Annotated in this window: 18 protein-coding genes; 8 read left to right on the forward strand and 10 right to left on the reverse strand. The window is 67.6% G+C overall.

Annotated features, from left to right (window positions below; translation table 11 throughout):
• Positions 1–489: 489 nt before the first annotated feature.
• Complete coding sequence (gene dksA, locus AC2A1N_RS05425) at positions 490–1,716, reverse strand: RNA polymerase-binding protein DksA (protein WP_242893330.1); 1,227 nt, start codon at positions 1,714–1,716, stop codon at positions 490–492.
• 272 nt (positions 1,717–1,988) lie between these two features.
• On the opposite strand from dksA, the gene yidD reads away from it, so the two are divergent.
• The 3 genes from yidD to AC2A1N_RS05440 are packed head-to-tail and all read left to right on the forward strand — an operon-like array spanning position 1,989 to position 4,439.
• Complete coding sequence (gene yidD, locus AC2A1N_RS05430) at positions 1,989–2,243, forward strand: membrane protein insertion efficiency factor YidD (RefSeq protein WP_014037867.1); 255 nt, start codon at positions 1,989–1,991, stop codon at positions 2,241–2,243.
• Position 2,244: 1 nt separating this feature from the next.
• Positions 2,245–3,591: a dihydroorotase gene (locus AC2A1N_RS05435; protein WP_242893327.1), complete on the forward strand. Its 1,347-nt coding sequence runs from the start codon at positions 2,245–2,247 to the stop codon at positions 3,589–3,591.
• A complete protein-coding gene (locus tag AC2A1N_RS05440; RefSeq protein WP_061478049.1) occupies positions 3,591–4,439 on the forward strand; it encodes a M23 family metallopeptidase in 849 nt (282 codons plus the stop codon). Before AC2A1N_RS05435 ends, AC2A1N_RS05440 begins: the two co-directional genes overlap by 1 nt.
• Before the next feature lie 121 nt (positions 4,440–4,560).
• On the opposite strand, the gene AC2A1N_RS05445 is transcribed toward AC2A1N_RS05440, so the two are convergent.
• The 5 genes from AC2A1N_RS05445 to efp form a co-directional block, all read right to left on the reverse strand.
• Positions 4,561–5,265, reverse strand: a complete 705-nt coding sequence (locus tag AC2A1N_RS05445) for a squalene/phytoene synthase family protein (RefSeq protein WP_061478050.1) — start codon at positions 5,263–5,265, stop codon at positions 4,561–4,563.
• 11 nt (positions 5,266–5,276) lie between these two features.
• On the reverse strand, positions 5,277–5,972 hold the full coding sequence (locus AC2A1N_RS05450; RefSeq protein ID WP_061478051.1) for a phosphoglycolate phosphatase: 696 nt from the start codon (positions 5,970–5,972) through the stop codon (positions 5,277–5,279).
• Positions 5,969–6,685 (reverse strand): bifunctional 2-polyprenyl-6-hydroxyphenol methylase/3-demethylubiquinol 3-O-methyltransferase UbiG, encoded by a 717-nt coding sequence (gene ubiG / locus AC2A1N_RS05455; RefSeq protein ID WP_061478052.1) that lies wholly within the window; start codon positions 6,683–6,685, stop codon positions 5,969–5,971. The genes AC2A1N_RS05450 and ubiG overlap by 4 nt, the downstream gene beginning before the upstream one ends.
• 24 nt (positions 6,686–6,709) lie before the next feature.
• Complete coding sequence (locus tag AC2A1N_RS05460) at positions 6,710–8,053, reverse strand: TRZ/ATZ family hydrolase (protein WP_099487291.1); 1,344 nt, start codon at positions 8,051–8,053, stop codon at positions 6,710–6,712.
• A 168-nt stretch (positions 8,054–8,221) separates the two neighbouring features.
• On the reverse strand, positions 8,222–8,788 hold the full coding sequence (gene efp / locus AC2A1N_RS05465) for an elongation factor P (protein ID WP_005410381.1): 567 nt from the start codon (positions 8,786–8,788) through the stop codon (positions 8,222–8,224).
• A gap of 96 nt (positions 8,789–8,884) precedes the next feature.
• On the opposite strand from efp, the gene epmB reads away from it, so the two are divergent.
• Positions 8,885–9,925, forward strand: a complete 1,041-nt coding sequence (gene epmB, locus AC2A1N_RS05470) for an EF-P beta-lysylation protein EpmB (protein ID WP_242893320.1) — start codon at positions 8,885–8,887, stop codon at positions 9,923–9,925.
• A 67-nt stretch (positions 9,926–9,992) separates the two neighbouring features.
• Here the strand turns inward: epmB and AC2A1N_RS05475 are convergent, their stop codons facing one another.
• The 3 genes from AC2A1N_RS05475 to AC2A1N_RS05485 all read right to left on the reverse strand — a co-directional run bounded on the left by AC2A1N_RS05475 (position 9,993) and on the right by AC2A1N_RS05485 (position 13,865).
• The gene (locus AC2A1N_RS05475; protein ID WP_242893317.1) at positions 9,993–12,119 is read right to left on the reverse strand and encodes a putative bifunctional diguanylate cyclase/phosphodiesterase; all 2,127 of its coding nucleotides are present in this window, start codon (positions 12,117–12,119) and stop codon (positions 9,993–9,995) included.
• On the reverse strand, positions 12,116–12,991 hold the full coding sequence (locus AC2A1N_RS05480) for a phosphate/phosphite/phosphonate ABC transporter substrate-binding protein (RefSeq protein ID WP_242893314.1): 876 nt from the start codon (positions 12,989–12,991) through the stop codon (positions 12,116–12,118). Before AC2A1N_RS05480 ends, AC2A1N_RS05475 begins: the two co-directional genes overlap by 4 nt.
• A gap of 103 nt (positions 12,992–13,094) precedes the next feature.
• Positions 13,095–13,865 carry an RNA methyltransferase gene (locus tag AC2A1N_RS05485; protein ID WP_061478056.1) on the reverse strand — a complete coding sequence of 257 codons (771 nt, stop codon included), beginning with the start codon at positions 13,863–13,865 and terminating at the stop codon, positions 13,095–13,097.
• Between the two features lie 120 nt (positions 13,866–13,985).
• Here AC2A1N_RS05485 and AC2A1N_RS05490 point away from each other — a divergent pair, with 120 nt between their 5' ends.
• The gene (locus AC2A1N_RS05490; protein ID WP_005417749.1) at positions 13,986–14,813 is read left to right on the forward strand and encodes an inositol monophosphatase family protein; all 828 of its coding nucleotides are present in this window, start codon (positions 13,986–13,988) and stop codon (positions 14,811–14,813) included.
• Between the two features lie 652 nt (positions 14,814–15,465).
• On the opposite strand, the gene htpX is transcribed toward AC2A1N_RS05490, so the two are convergent.
• A complete protein-coding gene (gene htpX, locus AC2A1N_RS05495) occupies positions 15,466–16,332 on the reverse strand; it encodes a protease HtpX (protein ID WP_061478057.1) in 867 nt (288 codons plus the stop codon).
• A 93-nt stretch (positions 16,333–16,425) separates the two neighbouring features.
• Here htpX and gluQRS point away from each other — a divergent pair, with 93 nt between their 5' ends.
• The 3 genes from gluQRS (at position 16,426) to phaR (ending at position 18,814) form a co-directional block, all read left to right on the forward strand.
• Positions 16,426–17,346: a tRNA glutamyl-Q(34) synthetase GluQRS gene (gluQRS, locus tag AC2A1N_RS05500; RefSeq protein WP_061478058.1), complete on the forward strand. Its 921-nt coding sequence runs from the start codon at positions 16,426–16,428 to the stop codon at positions 17,344–17,346.
• 17 nt (positions 17,347–17,363) lie between these two features.
• Complete coding sequence (gene phbB, locus AC2A1N_RS05505) at positions 17,364–18,104, forward strand: acetoacetyl-CoA reductase (protein ID WP_061478059.1); 741 nt, start codon at positions 17,364–17,366, stop codon at positions 18,102–18,104.
• Between the two features lie 182 nt (positions 18,105–18,286).
• Entirely contained in the window at positions 18,287–18,814 is a 528-nt protein-coding gene (gene phaR, locus AC2A1N_RS05510; RefSeq protein ID WP_061478101.1) for a polyhydroxyalkanoate synthesis repressor PhaR, read from the forward strand.
• The last annotated feature ends 71 nt before the right edge of the window (positions 18,815–18,885 follow it).

The following is an 18,885-nucleotide window of genomic DNA, read 5'->3' on the forward strand; positions in this document are numbered from 1 at the left end:
TGTACCTTTCTTTGCTCGTGCAAAGAAAGTAACCAAAGAAACGCTCCGCCATCCGCGAGCCGGCGCTGCGCGCCGGTGCCCTGTGCTCCTCGGTGAATCAGGGGACGGCGCCGAACTCGCTGCGCTCAAACAGCGGCGCCTCTTCGCCCCTGATTCCCCTGCGGTGCTCGGCCCGCTACAAGGCGGACCCAACAGCCGCGAGCGCACGCATGACCGCTCCTGTCGGCCTGAGCCGAGCGTGGGCTCGGCTCTACATCGGCCGCGCACGCAGGAAACCGTCGAGAGCCTGCGGGTGGGTCCGGGCAGGACCGTCCGCGGCATGGATGCCGCGGCCGAGCTTACAGGGATGTACTTGCAGCGTGTCCTGCCCGGACCCACCCGCAGGCTCACGCCGATACCCGCAAGGCGCCGCTCTACGCAACCAACACGAACCCAACAAAAAACCCGGCCGAAGCCGGGTTTTTCGCATGACCAGACAACGAACTGGAATCAGTCGCCCTGCTGCTTCTGCAGGTGCTCCCAACGCTCCTGGGCGTCGATGGTGCGCTCTGCGGTGAGGCGCGCTTCCAGGCGCTCCAGGCCGATTTCTTCGCCGGTGTCGACGCAGTAACCGTAGTCGCCAGCTTCCAGGCGCTTCAGGGTGCTGTCGATCTTGCCGATCAGCTTGCGGTAGCGGTCGCGGGTACGCAGTTCCAGCGAGTTCTCGGTCTCGCGGGTCGCACGCTCGGCTTCGTCGCCGATGTCACGCACTTCCTCGCGCAGGTTCTCGATGGTCTGCTTGGACTCTTCCACCAGGTCCGCGCGCCAGTTCTGCAGGCGCTGGCGGAAATACTCCTGCTGCAGCGGGCTCATGTATTCCTCTTCCGAGGACGGCTTGTAGCCAGCCGGCAGGATCGGGCGGCCAGTGGCCTCGTCGGTCTTGTACTCGACCACCTTGTACTTGCTGCGCGGGGCCGGTGCTGCCGAGCGGGCGGCGACGGCCACGGCAACCTTGCCGACAGGGCGCGACGCGGTCTTCGGGGCGGAATCGGATTTCACGGCGGTTTTGGCAGGCGATTTCGAAACGGGCACGGGATTCTTGGATTGCGGGGCCTTCGAAGCGACAGGAGCGGCGGCCGGGGCCGGTGTTGAGGCCGGTTGGGCTGCCGCCACTGCCACGGTCTTGGCCGGGACAGGCTTGGCCGGAGCCGGCTTGGCAGCAGGCTTCGGTGCGGACTTCACTACTGGGGCCGGGGTCGGCTTTACGGCCGGCGCGGCAACGTTCTTGGCAACCTTCTTTACAGCGGCAGGCGTGGCGGCCGGTTTAGCCGCAGCGACCTTCTTTGCTACGGGCTTGGCGACCGGCTTGGCTGCAGCCTTCTTCACCACCGCCTTCGGCGACGGTTTGGCGGCTGCCTTCTTGACCACCGGCTTGGCGGCGGCCTTCTTCACCGGCGCGGCCTTGCTGACGGTCTTCTTCACCGGCGCCTTCTTGCTGGCGGCGGCTGGCTTGGCCTTGGCGGGCGCAGCGGCCTTCTTCGCCACCGGCTTGGTTGCCTTGACCGGCGTTTTCTTTGCGGTGGCCTTCCTGGCCGCCGGTTGCGAGGACGCTGCCTTGGTCGCCGGCTTGCTGGCCGGCTTCTTGGCAACGGGCTTTGCCGCCAACTTCTTCACAACAGGCTTGGCGGTTTTCTTGGCGGCCGTTGCGGCCTTCTTTGCAGTTTTTTTAGCAGCCACGAAACGCTCTTCCTTGGATTTCCCGGGGCCCGGGAAAGCGGGCCTTTATAGCCTACCCGACCCGCAGCAGCAACCTTGGCACCCTGCTCCATTCAGTCCTGGAGCCAAGGCGCCCTGGAGGGCAGTCCGACGAACACGGACCGCCTTGCGCGGTACGGAACCTGGCCAGCACCCGACGGTGCTGGTACCGGTCGCAGGCCATCGGCGACATGCGACCAACGCCCCATCCTGCACAAATGCGTCCTTCATGCCAACTGGCATAAGATGACTGGGTGATCTCGCGCCTGCTCATTGCCCTGCTGCGCTTCTACAAGCGCTTCATCAGCCCCCTGCTGGGGCCGCGCTGCCGTTTCGTGCCGAGCTGTTCTGAATACGCGATGGACGCCATCTCGCGGCACGGCCCGCTGCGCGGCAGCTGGTTGGCTGCGCGCCGGCTGGGCCGCTGCCATCCGTTCCATCCCGGCGGCTTCGATCCCGTGCCCGAGTCCCCCAACGCCCCCTCTTGCCGTTGCACAGGAAAACACTGACATGTCCTCCACCCTCATCACCAACGCCCGCATGGTCAACGAAGGCCGCACCTTCGATGGTGACCTGCGCATCGAGAACGGCCGCATTGCGCAGATCGGCGCCGGGCTGGCGCCGCGCAACGGCGAGCAGGTGGTGGACGCGGCCGGGCGCTGGCTGCTGCCCGGCATGATCGATGACCAGGTGCACTTCCGCGAACCGGGCCTGACCCACAAGGGCGACATCGCCAGCGAATCGGCGGCCGCCGTGGCCGGTGGCCTGACCAGCTTCATGGACATGCCCAACACCAACCCGCCGACGCTGGATTCAACCATCCTGGAAGCCAAGTACGAGCTCGCGCGCGGCCGCGCCTGGGCCAACTACGGTTTCTACCACGGTGCCAGCAATGACAACCTGGACGCGATCCGTGCCCTGGACCCGAAGAAGGCCCCGGGCGTGAAGGTGTTCATGGGTGCTTCGACCGGCAACATGCTGGTCGACAACCCGGAAACGCTGGACGCGATCTTCCGCGAATGCCCGACCCCGATCATCACGCACTGCGAAGACACGCCGATGATCGATGCCAACCTCAAGGCCTTCCAGGAAAAGTACGGCGATGCGCTGACCCCGGACATGCACCCGGACATCCGTTCGCGCGAAGCCTGCATCAAGTCGACCCGCCTGGCGATGTCGCTGGCACGCAAGCACGGCACCCGCCTGCACGTACTGCACATCTCCACCGCCGATGAGCTGGCGCTGTTCGAGAAGGGCCCGCTGATCCGAGCCGATGGCAGCCGCAAGCAGATCACCGCCGAAACCTGCGTGCACTTCCTGCACTTCGCGCGCCCGGACTACGCGACCAAGGGCAACCTGATCAAGTGCAACCCGGCGATCAAGGAAGTGTCCGACCGCGAGGCAATCACCGCTGCCTTGGCCGATGACGTGCTGGACGTGCTGGCCACCGACCACGCGCCGCACACCTGGGAAGAGAAGCAGAAGCCCTACGCGCAGGCGCCGTCGGGCCTGCCGCTGGTGCAGTACGCGCTGGTGGCCGCGCTGGAGCGGGTGCACGACGGCAAGCTGACCCGCGAGCAGGTGGTGCAGAAATTCGCACATGCGCCGGCGCAGCTGTTCGACGTGGAAGAACGCGGCTTCCTGCGCGAAGGCTACTTTGCCGACCTGGTGCTGGTGGAGGACGTGCCGTTCACCGTCAAGCGCGAGGACGTGCTGTCCAAGTGCGGCTGGTCGCCGTTCGAAGGCACCACTTTCCGCTCGCGCATCGCCTCCACCTGGGTCAACGGCCAGCTGGTGTGGGACGGCAGCAAGCTGGTGGGTGAGCCCGCCGGCCAGCGCATGACCTACGACCGCTGATGCGTTCGGCACTGATGATCGGGGCGCTGCTGCTGGCCGCGCCCCTGTTTTCCTCTTCCCCGGCGCAGGCGCAGGATGGCATCGGCAGCCTGATCGACAGCCGCGTGGTGTTCCCGGCCAGTGCCTCGCAGGGCGCGCTGGTTATCGGCAAGGTGCCCGCAGGCAGTCGCGTGCAGTACGCCGGCCGCCAGCTGCGGGTGAGCGGCTACGGCAGCGTGGTGTTCGGCATCGGCCGCGACGAGAAGGGTCCGCTGCGCGTACAGGTGCAGCGCCCCGATGGTGGCAGCGAGACAGCCACCATCGCGGTAACGCCGCGCGACTGGCCCACCGAGCGGGTGAATGGCGTGCCGCCGAAGACGGTCAACCCGCCGCCGGCGATTGCCGAGCGGATCAAGCGCGAACAGGCGCAGGTGACCGCCGCACGTGCCCGCGATGACGACCGCACCGACTTCACCCAGACCTTCATCTGGCCGGTACAGGGCCGCATCAGCGGCCGCTTCGGCAATGCGCGCGTCTACAACGGGCAGCCGGGGGCTGGCCATTCCGGCATGGACATCGCGGTGCCGACCGGCACCCCGGTGAAGGCGCCGGCGGCCGGCATCGTGACCTTCGCTGGGCCGGACCTGTACCTGACCGGTGGCACGCTGCTGCTCGACCACGGCTTCGGGGTCAGTTCCAATTTCCTGCACCTTTCGCGCATCGACGTAAAAGTTGGCGACCGTGTGGAGCAGGGCCAGGTGATCGCTGCCGTCGGCGCCACCGGCCGTGCCACCGGCCCGCACCTGCACTGGGGCATGAACTGGTTCGACACCCGCATCGATCCGTTGCTGGTGCTGGAGCGGAAGTAACGCCCATCGCCCGGTGCGGTGGTGAGCCGCTGTTGTAGAGCCGAGCATGGGCTCGGCTCTACAGACAGCATTCAATCAACCGCGCGAGGTAGCGCCGGGCCATGCCCGGCGGAGCGCGGGATCAACCGCGCGCTGCCCACCACACGCGCAGCAACGTGCGCACCGGGGTGGCTTCGATTGGCTTGCCTGCGGCCTGCGCGGCAACGCGGGCGCGCGCCAGGCTCGACCACACGCGCCGCGGGCGCGGGCCCGGCACGCGGCTGCCCCATCCTTTCAGCAGGTACTGGGCCCAGCGCTGCGCGGCCGTGCTGGAATCCTCATCCAACAGGCTGCGCGGCACACCGGCTACGCCGGCATCCTGCAGGCGCTGGGCCAGCGTCTGCAGCTGCACCGCACGACCGGCGCCGGTGCGCGGCTTGTCGGCAAACAAGGCCGCTTCCACTGCGGCCACGGCCTCGGCGTAATTGGCCAGCGCACGCTCGGCACCGGCTGCATCCAACGCAACAGTACGCGCTTCAACGAGGTCCGGCAGCGCTTCGGCCAGTTGCACCCACGGCGCACGCACCGGCTCCAGCAGACGGCCCAGTGGATGGCGCGAACGATGCCCTGCCCAGCTGCGCAGTTCCTCGCCCCACCACGCCAGCTTGGCATCGGCCGGCAGCGGATCGCCGCTGGTGTTGAGCATGTCGTCAAACTCCTGCAGCAGCGCAAACCACGCCACTGCGAGCTCGCGTTGCGGTTCGGCCACGAACGGAGCGGCCACCGACCATTCCGGCCAACGGCTGCGCCACTTGTCGAGGAAACTGTCCAGCGCGGTACTGCTCACTACGGGATTCCTTACGGCTGGGCCGGGGCTGCCGGCCGGGTCGGCCAGAGACTGGCCAGTTGCAGAAGTTCAGCGTTCTCGACCAGCACGTCGGCCTGCCAGGCCAGCGGATCGTCGCTGTGCAGGCGGTAGCCCCACAGCGCCGCCACCGACGGCATCGCGGCAGCACGTGCAGCGATGATGTCGCGCTCGTCATCGCCCACGTACACGCAGTCTTCGGCGGCCATGCCAATGGCCTGCGCAGCGTGCAGCAGTGGAAGCGGGTGCGGCTTGCGCTCGGCCAGGCTGTCACCGCCGACCAGCACCGCGCAGCGCTGCTGCCAACCATGCTGCGGCAGGATCAGGCGCGCCAGGTACTCCGGCTTGTTGGTGACGATGCCCCATACCGTACCGGCCTCATCCAGCGCGGCGAGCATGCCGGCCACGCCGTCGAACAGCACCGCGTGCTGGCCGATCAGCGCTTCGTAGCGCTGCAGGAATTCCGGGATCAATGCATCGCGCGCAGCGGCATCCAGGTCCGGGAAAGCGGTCCCGACCATCGCGCGCGAGCCCTTGGAGACCACCGGCCGCAGCTGCGCCGGATCGATCGCTGCCCGGCCCCGCTCGGCCAGCATCGCATTGCAGGTGGCGACGAAGTCCGGCGCGCTGTCCAGCAACGTGCCATCCAGGTCGAACAGCACCGCACGCGGGAAGCGGGCGGAGGTCATGCCGGCTTGACCGCGTAGGCCAAGTAGTTGATGTCGGTGCGGCTGCTCAGGCGGGCATGGTTGCGCCACGGCTCGTAGGCCATGCCGCTGACATCCACCAGCTGCAGGTCGGCCTCGCGCAGCCAGCGCGCCAGCTCGGCCGGCTTGATGAATTCCTGGTAGTGGTGGGTACCCCTGGGCAGCAGCCGCGCCACGTACTCGGCGCCGACAATCGCCACCGCGAAGGCGGCCGCGGTGCGGTTGATGGTCGACAGGAACAGGTGGCCGCCCGGCTTCAGCAGGCGCTTGCAGGCGTCGATGATCGCGCCCGGGTCTGGCACGTGCTCCAGCATTTCCATGCAGGTGACCACATCGAAACTGCCCGGCTGCTCGGCGGCCAGATCCTCGGCGGCCTGCACGCGGTAGTCGACCTTGGCGCCGCTTTCCAGCGCATGCAGGCGCGCGACCTTCACCAGTTCCGGGGCCAGGTCGATGGCGGTGACGTCGGCGCCGGCCTGCGCCAGTGCTTCGCTCAGCAGCCCGCCACCGCAGCCGATGTCGAGCACGCGCGCGCCACGCAACGGCACGCGGTCGGTCACGTACTTCAGGCGCACCGGGTTCAGCGCATGCAGCGGCTTCTGCGGGCCGTCAGCGTCCCACCAGCGGTTGGCCAGCGCGGCGAACTTGTCCAGCTCGGCCTGATCGAAATTGGAGGAAGCGTGAGGGGCAGTCATGAGGGGTCCTTGCGGCGCCAGGGATCAGGCGCGGATATGACGGATGCGCTCGCGCCACTGGCGCGCGTTGGCGATGATGCCCGGCAGGTCCATGCCGACCAGCTCGCGCTGCACCAGCTTCGGCTTGCCGGCGATCCAGACGTCGCTGACCTGCTGGCGGCCGGTGGCATACACCAGCTGCGACAGCACGTTGTGCAGCGGCTGGGTTTCCAGCGCCGACAGGTCGACACAGACCAGGTCGGCCTGCTTGCCGATTTCGATCGAACCGATACGGTCACCGAAGCCCAGCGCGCGTGCGCCGCCCAGCGTGGACGCGCGCAGCGTGGTCGCCGCGTCGAGCGCGGTGGCATCATCGGCCACGGCCTTGGCCAGGATCGCTGCGGTACGGTTCTCGCTGAACATGTCCAGGTCGTTGTTGCTGGCGCAGCCATCGGTGCCGATCGCCAGGTTCACGCCGGCGCGCTGCAGGGCGCAGGCCGGGCAGAAACCGGAGGCCAGCTTCAGGTTCGATTCCGGGCAGTGCACCACGCTGACGCCGCGTTCGGCGCACAGGTGGATTTCCGCATCGGTCAGCTGGGTCATGTGCACCGCGATCAGGCGGTCGTTGACCAGGCCGAGCCGATCCAGCCGCGCCAGCGGGCGCTGGCCGTGCAGCTTGATCGAATCGTTGATCTCCTGCGCGGTCTCGTGGGTATGCAGGTGCACCTGCATGTCGAGCTGGTCGGACAGCATCCGCACCCGCTCGAAGTTGGCATCGTTGACCGTGTACGGCGCATGCGGCGCGAACGCGGTCCCGATCAGCGGATCGGTGCGCCACTGGTCGTGCAGTTCACCAGCCTTGGCGAAGTATTCGTCGTCGGTCCTGGCCCAGGCGGTGGGGAAATCGATGATGACCGCGCCAACCAGTGCGCGGAAACCGTGCTTCTTGTAGACCGCAGCCTGCACGTCGCCGAAGAAGTAGTTCTCGTTGGCGCAGGTGGTGCCGCCGCGCAGCATCTCGGCGATGGCCAGGGTGGTGCCGTCGGCGACGAACTCAGGACCAATCACCGCCGCTTCCACCGGCCAGATGTGCTGCTGCAGCCAGGTCATCAGCGGCAGGTCGTCGGCGACGCCGCGCAGCAGGGTCATCGGGTTGTGCGTGTGCGCGTTGACCAGGCCCGGCATCAGCGCCGACTCGGGGCGGCTGACCACCTGCGCGGCACGGAAGCGTGCGCGCGCCTCGGCACGCGGCAGGATGGCCACGATCTCGCTGCCACGCACGGCAACGGCATGGTCTTCCAGCACCACCGCATGCGGCTCGATCGGAACGACATGACCGGCTTCGATGAGCAGGTCGCAGGCTTCGGGGAGGTGCGGGCTATCGCTCATGCGGGCTCACTGGCTATTGGAGAAGGGCCTGGCGGGAGGCGGTAGCGCCGGGCCATGCCCGGCGGCTGTCCGCTGCGGCGCCATGGGCGCCAGCAACGGGTCCGGGCGGTGCCCGGAAAGCCGAGCGCGGGCTCGGCTCTACAGTGAGGTCGGCCAACCGCCGGAACCTTATTTGACGCGTGCGGAGTATTCGCCCGAACGGGTGTCGACACGGATCACTTCGTCCTGGTTGACGAACAGCGGCACGCGGACCACGGCACCGGTTTCCAGGGTGGCCGGCTTGCCGCCGCCGCCCGAGGTGTCGCCACGGACGCCCGGATCGGTTTCGGTGATCTTCAGTTCGACGAAGTTCGGCGGCTGAACGAAGATCGGCTCGCCATTCCACAGGGTGACCACGCAGGACTCTTCGCCCTTCAGCCACTTCTCGGCGCCGCCCATGCCGGCCTTGGTGGCCTGGACCTGCTCGAAGGACTCCGGATCCATGAAGTGCCAGTATTCGCCGTCGCTGTACATGAAGTTCATGTCGGTATCGACGACGTCGGCTGCATCCAGCGAGTCGGTCGACTTCATGGTCACTTCCTGGGTACGCCCGTCCTTGATCAGGCGGTACTTCACGCGGGTGAAGGCCTGGCCCTTGCCCGGCTTGACGTATTCGGTGTCGATGATGACGGCCGGTTGGTTGTTGACCAGGATCTTCATCCCGTTCTTGACGTCGTTCATGCCGTAGCTGGCCATGCGTAAACTCCTGAGTGGCAGAAACGCCGCGGGTGCGGCGAGCCGTTAGAATGGAAAGCCCACCGGATGCCGGTGGGCGACTGTTTTTCTGCCCCCATGATAACCGCAGGCCCCCTCTCCATGCAGCTTTCCGCCTTCCCCCGGCCCCAGTCGCCAGGCGCGCCCGCGCGCTGGCAGCAGCTCTGGCGCCAGGCGCTGCGCGACCCGCACGCCCTGCTGGCCCGGCTGCAGCTGGACCCGGCGGCGCTGGGTGTCTCGGAGGCGGCCATGAACCAGTTCGCATTGCGCGTGCCCGAGGGCTTCGTGGCCCGCATGCGCGTGGGCGATGCGGCCGACCCGCTGCTGCGCCAGGTGCTGCCGATCGGCGAGGAAATGCGCCCGGCGCCCGGGTTCAGCTTCGACGCGGTGGGCGATGGTGCCGCCAGGAAGGCTACCGGGGTGATCCAGAAGTACCGTGGCCGTGCCCTGCTGGTCGCCACCGGCAGCTGCGCGATCAACTGCCGCTACTGCTTCCGCCGCCACTTCGACTATGCCGCGGAAAACGCTGCCAAGGGCGGCTGGCAGGAGGCCGTAGCTGCCATCGCGGCCGACCCGGACATCGATGAGGTGATCCTGTCCGGCGGTGACCCGTTGTCACTGGCCACGCACAAGCTGGTCGAGCTGACCGACGCCCTGCGCGCGATTCCGCATATCCGCCGCCTGCGCATCCATACCCGGCTGCCGATCGTGCTGCCGGAACGCGTGGACGATGAACTGGTGTGCTGGCTGGGCAGCCTGCCATGGCCGCTGGCGATCGTGGTCCACGCCAATCACGCCAATGAATTCGACGCCAGCGTGGACGCGGCGATGGCCCGCCTGCGCGCTACCGGCGCCCAACTGCTGAACCAGGCGGTGTTGCTGCGCGGGGTCAATGACAGCGTGCAGGCCCTGCAGGACCTGAGCGAGCGCAGCTTCGACGCCGGCGTGCTGCCCTACTACCTGCACCAGCTGGACCGGGTCGAAGGCGTGGCCCACTTCGAAGTGGATGATGCCCAGGCCAAGGCACTGATTGCCGGCCTGACCGCACGCCTGTCCGGTTATCTGATTCCCAAGCTGGTGCGCGAGCTGCCGGGCGACCCGAGCAAGCGCCCGCTGTAATCCGGGGGCGGGGTCAGATCCCTTTTCCTGCGGAAAAGGGATCTGACCCCAGGACAACGGCAGCAGGTCAGAGGCCCGATTCGATCATCCGCACCACTTCGGTGGCGGTCACCGGGTGGCTCAGCCAGTAGCCCTGGCCAAGATCGCAGCCGCGCTGCACCAGCAGTTCGAACTGCGCCTGCTGCTCGATGCCCTCGGCCACCACCGTGATGCCCAGTGCGTGGGCCATGGCGATGATCGCCGTGGTCAGCGCCAGATCGTCGGGATCGCGCTGCATGTCGGCCACGAAGCTCTTGTCGATCTTCACGCCGTCCACCGGTACCTGGCGAAGATGGCTGAGACCGGAGAAGCCGGTGCCAAAATCGTCCAGCCAGACCTTCACGCCGGTGCGGTGCAGCTTGTCCAGCAGCTGCGCGGCAACCATTTCGTCGCCGATCACCGCGGTTTCGGTCAACTCCAGGTGCAGGCGCGACGCCGGCAGCCCGGACTCGTGCAGGCACTGCGCGACCAATGCCGGCAGTTCACCGCCGCGCAGCTGCCGTGGCGACACATTCACCGACACGAACAGATCATCGCCGCCCGCCCCGCGTGGCCACTGCGAGGCTTCCATGCAGGCCGCACGCAGCACCTTCGGGCCGATGAGCTCGATCAGCCCGCTCTGCTCGGCCACTTCGATGAACACCGACGGCGGAATCGTGCCCAGGGTCGGATGCTGCCAGCGCAGCAGCACTTCCACGCCGACCATGCGCCGGTCGCGCATGCGGAAGATGGGCTGGTAGGCCAGGCGCAGCTCGCCGCGCTCCCAGGCCCCGCGCAGCTCCTGCTCCATGTGCACGCGGCGCTCGACCGCGTGGTCCATCGCACGGCTGTAATAGCGGTAGCAGTTCTTGCCGGCCATCTTGGCCTGGTACATGGCGATGTCGCCGTTCTTCAGCAGCGTGGTCGCATCAGCGGCATCGTCCGGGAACAGGGTCACGCCGATCGAAGTGCCCAGGAACAGTTCCCGGCCCTGCACCACCAGCGGCTTGCCCAGCTCGCGCACCAGCACTTCGGCCAGCAGCCGTGCGTTGGCCGCCACGTCGCCATCACCGACCAGGATCACGAACTCGTCGCCGCCAAAGCGGGCCAGCAGGGCTTCATCGCCACCGGCCTCGGCAACCGCACTGCCGATGCGCTGCGCGAACTGCAACAGCGCTTCGTCACCGGCCTCATGGCCCAGGGTGTCGTTGACGCGCTTGAAATCGTCGATATCGGCAAACAGCAGGCCCAGCCGATGATTGGATGCGCGCGCGGCCATCAGGCGATGGTCCAGCGCTTCCCGGAATGCCAGCCGGTTGGTCAGCCCGGTCAGCGCATCGGTATAGGCCATGCGCCGCACCTCGCGGTCATGCCGGGCGATGGCATCGCGCATTCGGGCGAAGCCGCGCACCAGCTCGCCGACCTCGTCGTCGCGGGTGTTCTCGGCCAGCGGCGCCTGGTAGTCGCCAGCTTCGATGCGGCGCGCCGCAGCGGCCAGGTCCCGGATCGGCGCCACCAGGGTGCGCTGCACGTACAGGATCACCACCACGCCGATCACCACCAGCAGGCCCAGCATCAGCAGCAGCCAGCCCAGGTGGCGGCTGCCGACCTGCTGCAGGCGCTCGCCAAGCGTGGCATTGGCGGCCTGTTCGCGCCGCTGCACCTCGTCCAGCGCCATGCCGACGCGGACGCCGCCGATGCGCTGGTTGCCGACCATGATCGGCATGGTGTTGTCGAGCACCTTGGGCGATTCCTGCACCACCAGTGCCTGCGCCACCGCGGCCTTGGGGGCCAGCGGGTCGGTCATCGGCTGGCCGAAGCCGGACACCTCGATCGAGCCGTCATGCACCAGCCGGCCGCGTTCGTCGAACACCAGCACATAGCGCACGACCGGTTGCCGTGCGGTGTTGCGCACCAGCGCACCGACCTGATCCAGGTCGCGGTAGTACAACGGGTTGGCCAGCGCGTCGGACAGCTCGCGCGCCATTGCTTCGCCGCGGCTGCGCACGCTGCGGTCGAACAGTTCATGGATGACGCCACCACTGAGGTTGCGCACCTCGCCCTGCATCGCCGCCTGCCGCCCCAGCAACACCGCCAGGATCGCCACCACCACGACCATCGCCCCGCCCATCGCCAGCAGGAACCGGGCCTGCATTCCCGAGCCGAGCCACTTCATTCCACTTCCATCCGCACGCGCGTCAATCCTTGTTTCAATTCATCCAGCCGCTGCTGCGCATGCGCATCGACGCGGTGGAAACCGGAAGTGCCGAAAAACCGATGCAGCGCCCCCTGTGCCTGCGGGTCGCTGGCCGCCTGCAGCAGGACGTCCTGCAGCCGGTCACGCACCCGCGGGTCAAGGTCGGCGCGAACCATTTCCACCGCCCGCGGGTAGGGTTCGGTGCGCAGCAGTTCGCGGAAGTCGCGCCGGAATGCCGCAGGCATCCGTCGCTCGTCATTCCAGTCCACGCTGCTCACCGCCCCCACTTCGACCATGCCCTTGTGCACGAACGTGGCGATGTTCAACTCGCTACGTGCGAACACGTACCCCACGCTGTCCCGGCCCGGCACGTCCCACACACCGGCCAGGATCTGCGGCGCCAGCCCTTCCTGCAGCAGCGTCATCACCGGCACCAGGTAGGCACTGGTGGACGCCGTGTTCTGCAGCGCCAGGCGATGCCCGCGCAGGTCCTGGATCCGCTGGATCGGACTGTCGCGACGCACGAAGAACACGGTCTGGTACTCACGCACGCCGTTGCGCTCGGTCAGCAGCAGCGGCCGCGCGCCACTGCGCTGGCCCAGTGCCACCGCCGTACCCGACGTTTCCGTGACCCAGTCGACCCGCCCCCGCCGCAGATAGCTGGCCATCTGCTGCGGGTCGCGTGCCATCAGGATCCGCCCTTCGGTGATGCCGACGTCGTGCATGCGTGCCACTACATAGTCCAGCAACGGTTGCAGCTGCTCGTAATGGGCCTTGGGATCATCGCTGATCCGGCCCAGCACCAGCACCGGGTCCGGTGCTGCACGCACCGTCCCGGCCAGCAGGATCATGACCAGGCTCAGCAGTCCCCTCTGCACTGCCCTTCGCAGACCCGACACAGGCTTCATCCCCCCTGGGTATCCGGACAGACTACCCGAAAAAATGAGAACGTCGTCAGCTGTCCTTGTTGCCCGCCTGTGCCAGCCGCGCCATCCGCTGGGTGTCGGCAAGGATGCCGCGCAGCAGGCGCACTTCCTGCTCGCTCGGCTCGCTGCGCAGGAACAGCCGGCGCAGCTTGCGCATCGCCGATTCCGGGGCGCGGCCCTTGTGGAAATCGATCTCGTCCAGCGTGTCACCGAGCTGGGCGAAGAAGCTCTCCATCTGTTCATGGCTTGCTGCCTGTTCGCGGAAGCCGGGCTCGGCATTGGGGGCCGGCTGCGCGCCCAGCAGCTGCATGCGCGTTTCATAGGCCAGCACCTGTACGGCGGCCGCCAGGTTGAGCGAACTGAACGCCGGGTCTGACGGGATGTGCACTGCGGCGTGGCAGAGCTGCAGCTCCTCGTTGGTCAGGCCAGTGCGCTCACGGCCGAACACCAGCGCCACCTCGGCGCCCTCGCCCGCCTTGGCCACCGCACGAGCGGCGGCATCGGCCGGCAGGTACTCCTCCAGCTGCACGCGGCGGGCACGCGCGGTGCAGCCCAGCACCAGGCGGCAATCGGCCACGGCCTCGGCCAGGGTGGCCACCACCGGGGCGTCCCCCAGCACATCTTCGGCACCGGCCGAGCGGCGGAAGGCCTCCTCGTCCAGCGGTTTCTCGGGGGCGACCAGCACCAGGCGGGCCAGGCCCATGGTCTTCAGGGCACGGGCGGCGGCCCCCATGTTGCCGGGGTGCTGGGTACCGACCAGGACGAATCGGAGGCGGGTGGCGGCGGGAAACTGGGACATGAACAGGGAAAAGGTCGAGCTGGACGATGACCAATGGTAAACTGTGCGGCCGGCCACTGCGCCGGACCCGCTCTTTTCCCCCGCCAGTCCATCTCTTCTGCCTTTCCGGGAGCCCACGCCATGCAGAAACCCGCCGTCACCGTCATGGTCAAGGCCGCCCGCCTCGCCGGCAACGTCCTGTTGCGCAACATCAACAAGCTCGAGGCACTGAACGTGGTGCAGAAGGGCCGGATGGACTACGCCAGCGAAGTGGATGCGGACGCGGAAAAGGTCATCGTCAAGGAACTCAAGCGCGCTTACCCGGACTACGGCATCTTCGGCGAAGAAGGTGGCGTGCAGGGCGAGCGCCGCCAGATGTGGGTCATCGACCCGCTGGACGGCACCAGCAACTACCTGCGTGGCGTGCCGCACTACTGCGTGTCGATCGCGCTGGTAGAGAACGGCGAGCCGACCGACGCGGTCATCTTCGACCCGCTGCGCAATGAACTGTTCACCGCCAGCCGGGGTGCCGGCGCCGTGCTGAACGACCGCCGCATCCGCGTGGCCGACCGCAAGGATCTGGAAGGCACGATGATCCACACCGGCTTCGCCCCGCGCGAGCGCAGCCGTGCCAGCGCCCAGCTGAAGGCGGTTGACGCCCTGCTGGTGCACGGCGAGGACATCCGCCGCACCGGCTCGGCCGCGCTGGACCTGGCCTACGTGGCCTGCGGCCGTGCCGACGCCTACTTCGAGGCCGGTGTGAAGGCGTGGGACATCGCCGCCGGCCTGCTGCTGGTCCGCGAAGCGGGCGGCAAGGTCTGTGACTTCAAGGGCGCCACCCTGGGCCGCATGGACAACCGCGGCCCGGAGACCCACCAGATCGTGGCCGGCAACCTGAAGGTGGCCGAGTCGCTGCAGAAGGTGCTGGTGAACACCGGTTACGCGGCGGAGTTTGACGCGAAGTTCTGAGATTCCGTGTAAAAGCGATTCATGGAGACGGCACCTGCGAAGGTGCCGTTCCCGTATCCGCGGTGATCGTGCTTGTCACTTTCTTTGCGCGCAAAGAAAGTAACCAAAGAAGCGCTCCGCCGGCCGCGAGCCGACGCGCTGCGCACGCCGGTGCCCTGCGCTCCTCGGCCCGCCGAGGGACGGTGCGGGAACTCGCTGCGCTCAGACACCCGCACCTCTTCGCCCTCGCCGGACCTGCGGTGCTCGGCTCGCTCAAGGCGGACCCAAGGTCAAATGCCACAGCTGCACCCAGTACATCTTCGCGACGGGTGGATGCTGTTGTTCTTGATCTTGATCTTCCAGTCCGCCTTGAGCGAGCCGAGCATCGCAGGCGAATCAGGGGCGAAGAGGCGCCGGTGTCTGAGCGCAGCGAGTTCGGCGCCGTCCCCTGATTCGCCGAGAAGCGCAGGGTACCGGCGCGTAGCGACGGCTCGCGCCCCGGCGGCGTGTTTCTTTGGTTACTTTCTTTGCACGAGCAAAGAAAGTGACACCCCTCCGCGGTCGCGGAAACGACTCTCGCCAGGTCGTACCCGGCGCCACCAATGCATCGGCGCGCAAACAAAAACGCCCGGCGCGAGGCCAGGCGTTCCTGCACTATCTTGAAAGCAGAAGCTTACGCCACCGTCGACGCCCGCAGCGCGGCAATGCGCTCTTCCAGCGGCGGATGGCTCATGAACAGCTTCTTCGCCGTCGAACCGGCAATACCGAACGCGGCGATCTGGGTCGGCAGCGTGCTCTGGCCATGGTTGAGCTGCAGGCGCTCCAGCGCGGCGATCATCTTCTGGCGACCGGCCAGCGCGGCACCGCCGGCATCGGCGCGGAACTCGCGGTGGCGCGAGAACCACATCGAGATCATCGTGGCGAACAGGCCAAACACCATCTCCAGCACGAACACGATGATGTAGTAGGCGAAGCCACGGCCGCCGCCTTCGCGGTTGCCCGACAGCGCGCTGTCGATGATGCCGCCGACCACGCGGGCCAGCACGATCACGAAGGTGTTCAGCACGCCCTGCAGCAGCGCCATGGTGATCATGTCACCGTTGGCGACGTGGGCGATCTCGTGGCCCAGCACGGCTTCAGCCTCGTCTTCGCTCATGTTGTGCAGCAGGCCGGTGGACACCGCCACCAGCGCGTTGTTGCGGTTGGCACCGGTGGCGAAGGCGTTGATCTCCGGGCCGTCATAGACCGCCACTTCCGGCATGCCGATGCCGGCGGCCTTGGCCTGGCGCTCGACCGTGGCCAGCAGCCAGCGCTCGGTCTGGTTGCGCGGCTCGGTGATCACCACCGCACCGGTGGAGCGCTTGGCCATCCACTTGGACAGCAGCAGCGAGATGAAGGAGCCACCGAAACCGAAGATGCCGGCCATCACCAGCAGGCCGCTCATCGAACGCGCGTCCACGCCCAGGATCGACATGACGATGCCGGCCAGGATCAGGACCGCGAGGTTGGTCGCCAGGAACAGGGCAATACGGGTGAACATGGGAAAATCCGGCTCGGAAGGGATCGATATCCGTCAATTTGCGGTGCGCTCAGCTTGAATTCAAGCGCCAACCTGACCGACGATTCAGCCTGCATGACCGCCATTGTTCCCTGCGGCCGCTTCGCGCCCTCGCCGACCGGCCTGCTCCACCCCGGATCCCTGCTTGCCGCCTTCGGCAGCTGGCTGCTGGCCCGCCACCACGGCGGCCTATGGCGGCTGCGCATCGAAGACGTTGACCCGCCGCGTACCGTGCCCGGCGCCGCGCAGTCACAGCTGCAGGCACTGGCTGCGTTCGGCCTGGTCCACGACGGCCCGGTCCTGTGGCAGAGCGCTCGAGGCGAGGCCTACCAGGCCGCGCTGGACGTGCTGCAGGCCAGCGACCAGGCCTTCATCTGCCACTGCAGCCGCAGCGAACTGGCTGCCAGCGGCGGCATCCACCACCGCTGCGTTGCGCGGCAACCGCGACCGGACCCCGCCGTCCGCTTCCGCGTGCCACCGGGCAGCGTCGTGCACTTCGACGATGGCCTGCGTGGCCCGCAGCAGCAGGACGTGCATGCCGAAGTCGGCGACTTCGTGCTGCGCCGTGCCGACGGCTGCTGGGCCTACCAGCTGGCGGTGGTAGTCGATGACGCTGCGCAGGGGGTGACCGAAGTGGTGCGCGGCGCCGATCTGCTCGATTCCACCGCGCGGCAGATCCTGCTGCAGCAGGCGCTGGGCCTGGCCGTGCCGCGCTACTGGCACCTGCCGCTGCTGCTCGACGCCCCCGGCCACAAACTGTCCAAGTCGCTGGCGTCGCTGCCGGTGGACAGTACAAGGCCGGTGCCGGTACTGCGCGCGCTCTGGCAGCTGCTGGGCCAGGCCCCTGCCGCACTGGACGGCGCCGATGACCGGGATGCGCTGCTGCACGCTGCGCAACGGGCATTCGACCCGGTTCGACTGCCGCGGACCGACATCCTGTTGCCGGCCGGCGCACTTTCCGCGCCGATGTTGCAGAATCCCCCTTCCCCCATCTGATTCCCGGACAGCACTCCATGACATCTCGCGTCGCACTGGTCACCGGCGGAACCGGCGGCATCGGTACCGCCATCTGCCAACGCCTGGCCGACCAGGGCCACCGGGTCGCCACCAATTACCGCGACGAGGACAAGGCCCGCGCATGGCAGCAGGCGATGACCGAGCGCGGCTACAACGTGTCGATCTTCCCGGGCGATGTGTCCGATCCAGGCAGCGCCGAGGCGCTGGTGCGTGCGGTCGAGGCCGAGCTGGGCCCGGTCGAGATCCTGGTCAACAACGCCGGCATCACCCGCGACACGACGTTCCACCGCATGCGCGCGGACCAGTGGCACGATGTGATCAACACCAACCTCAATTCGGTGTTCAACGTCACCCGTCCGGTCATCGAAGGCATGCGGCGCCGCGGCTGGGGCCGGGTCATCCAGATCAGCTCGATCAACGGCCTGAAGGGCCAGTACGGCCAGGCCAACTACGCCGCGGCCAAGGCCGGCATGCACGGCTTCACCATTTCGCTGGCCCGCGAGAACGCCGGCTTCGGCATCACCGTGAACACCATTTCGCCCGGCTACGTCGCCACCGACATGGTGATGGCGGTTCCGGAGGACGTGCGCGCCAAGATCATCGCCGATATCCCCACCGGGCGCCTCGGCAAGCCGGAGGAAATCGCCTATGGCGTGGCCTTCCTGGTGGCCGAGGAGGCCTCATGGATCACCGGCAGCAACCTGGACATCAACGGCGGCCACCACATGGGCTGGTAAGCCGCGCAGGGGCCGCTGCGGCGTGCGCTGACGGCCCCTGCCGATGGTCATGCTGCGCAGCACGCAAACCCTTGCTGCGCAACATGATCGCTGCTGAAAGCCAAGCCTGGCGGGGGCTGGGGCGGTTGCAACCGCTGCTGCACTGCGCCATGCTGCGCGTCTACTGTGACGAGTACCGCTTCATGGCTGCGACCCGCATCATCAAGAAGTATCCGAACCGCCGTCTCTACGACACCGAGATCTCCAGCTACATCACCATCGAGGACGTGCGCCAGCTGATCCTGGACGGTGAAGACTTCGAAGTCCGCGACGCCAAGAGCGGCGACGACCTCACGCGGTCAGTCCTGCTGCAGATCATCGCCGACCAGGAACAGGACGGCGAACCGATGCTGTCCACCCAGCTGCTGAGCCAGCTGATCCGCTTCTACGGCGACTCCCTGCAGGGCTTCATGGGCAATTACCTGGAGCGCAGCATGCAGGTCTTCCTCGACCAGCAGCAGCAGTTCCGCCAGCAGATGGGCAACCTGCTGGGGCAGACCCCGTGGGCGATGATGAACCAGCTGACCGAGCGCAACCTGGAGCTGTGGCAGGAATTCCAGCGCAGCATGGGCAGCGGCTTCGGTGGCCCGCGCCCGGGCGGCACCGGAACGGGAACCGGCAACAAGCCCGGCGAACCCGGCACCGGTACCGGCAGCAAGACCCGCCGCTGAGCTGCAGCAACGGCTGATACGAAAACGGCGCGCCCCTGGCGCGCCGTCTTGTTTGGCATCGCGCCAACCGT

This window comes from Stenotrophomonas maltophilia group sp. SKK55 (assembly GCF_057179845.1).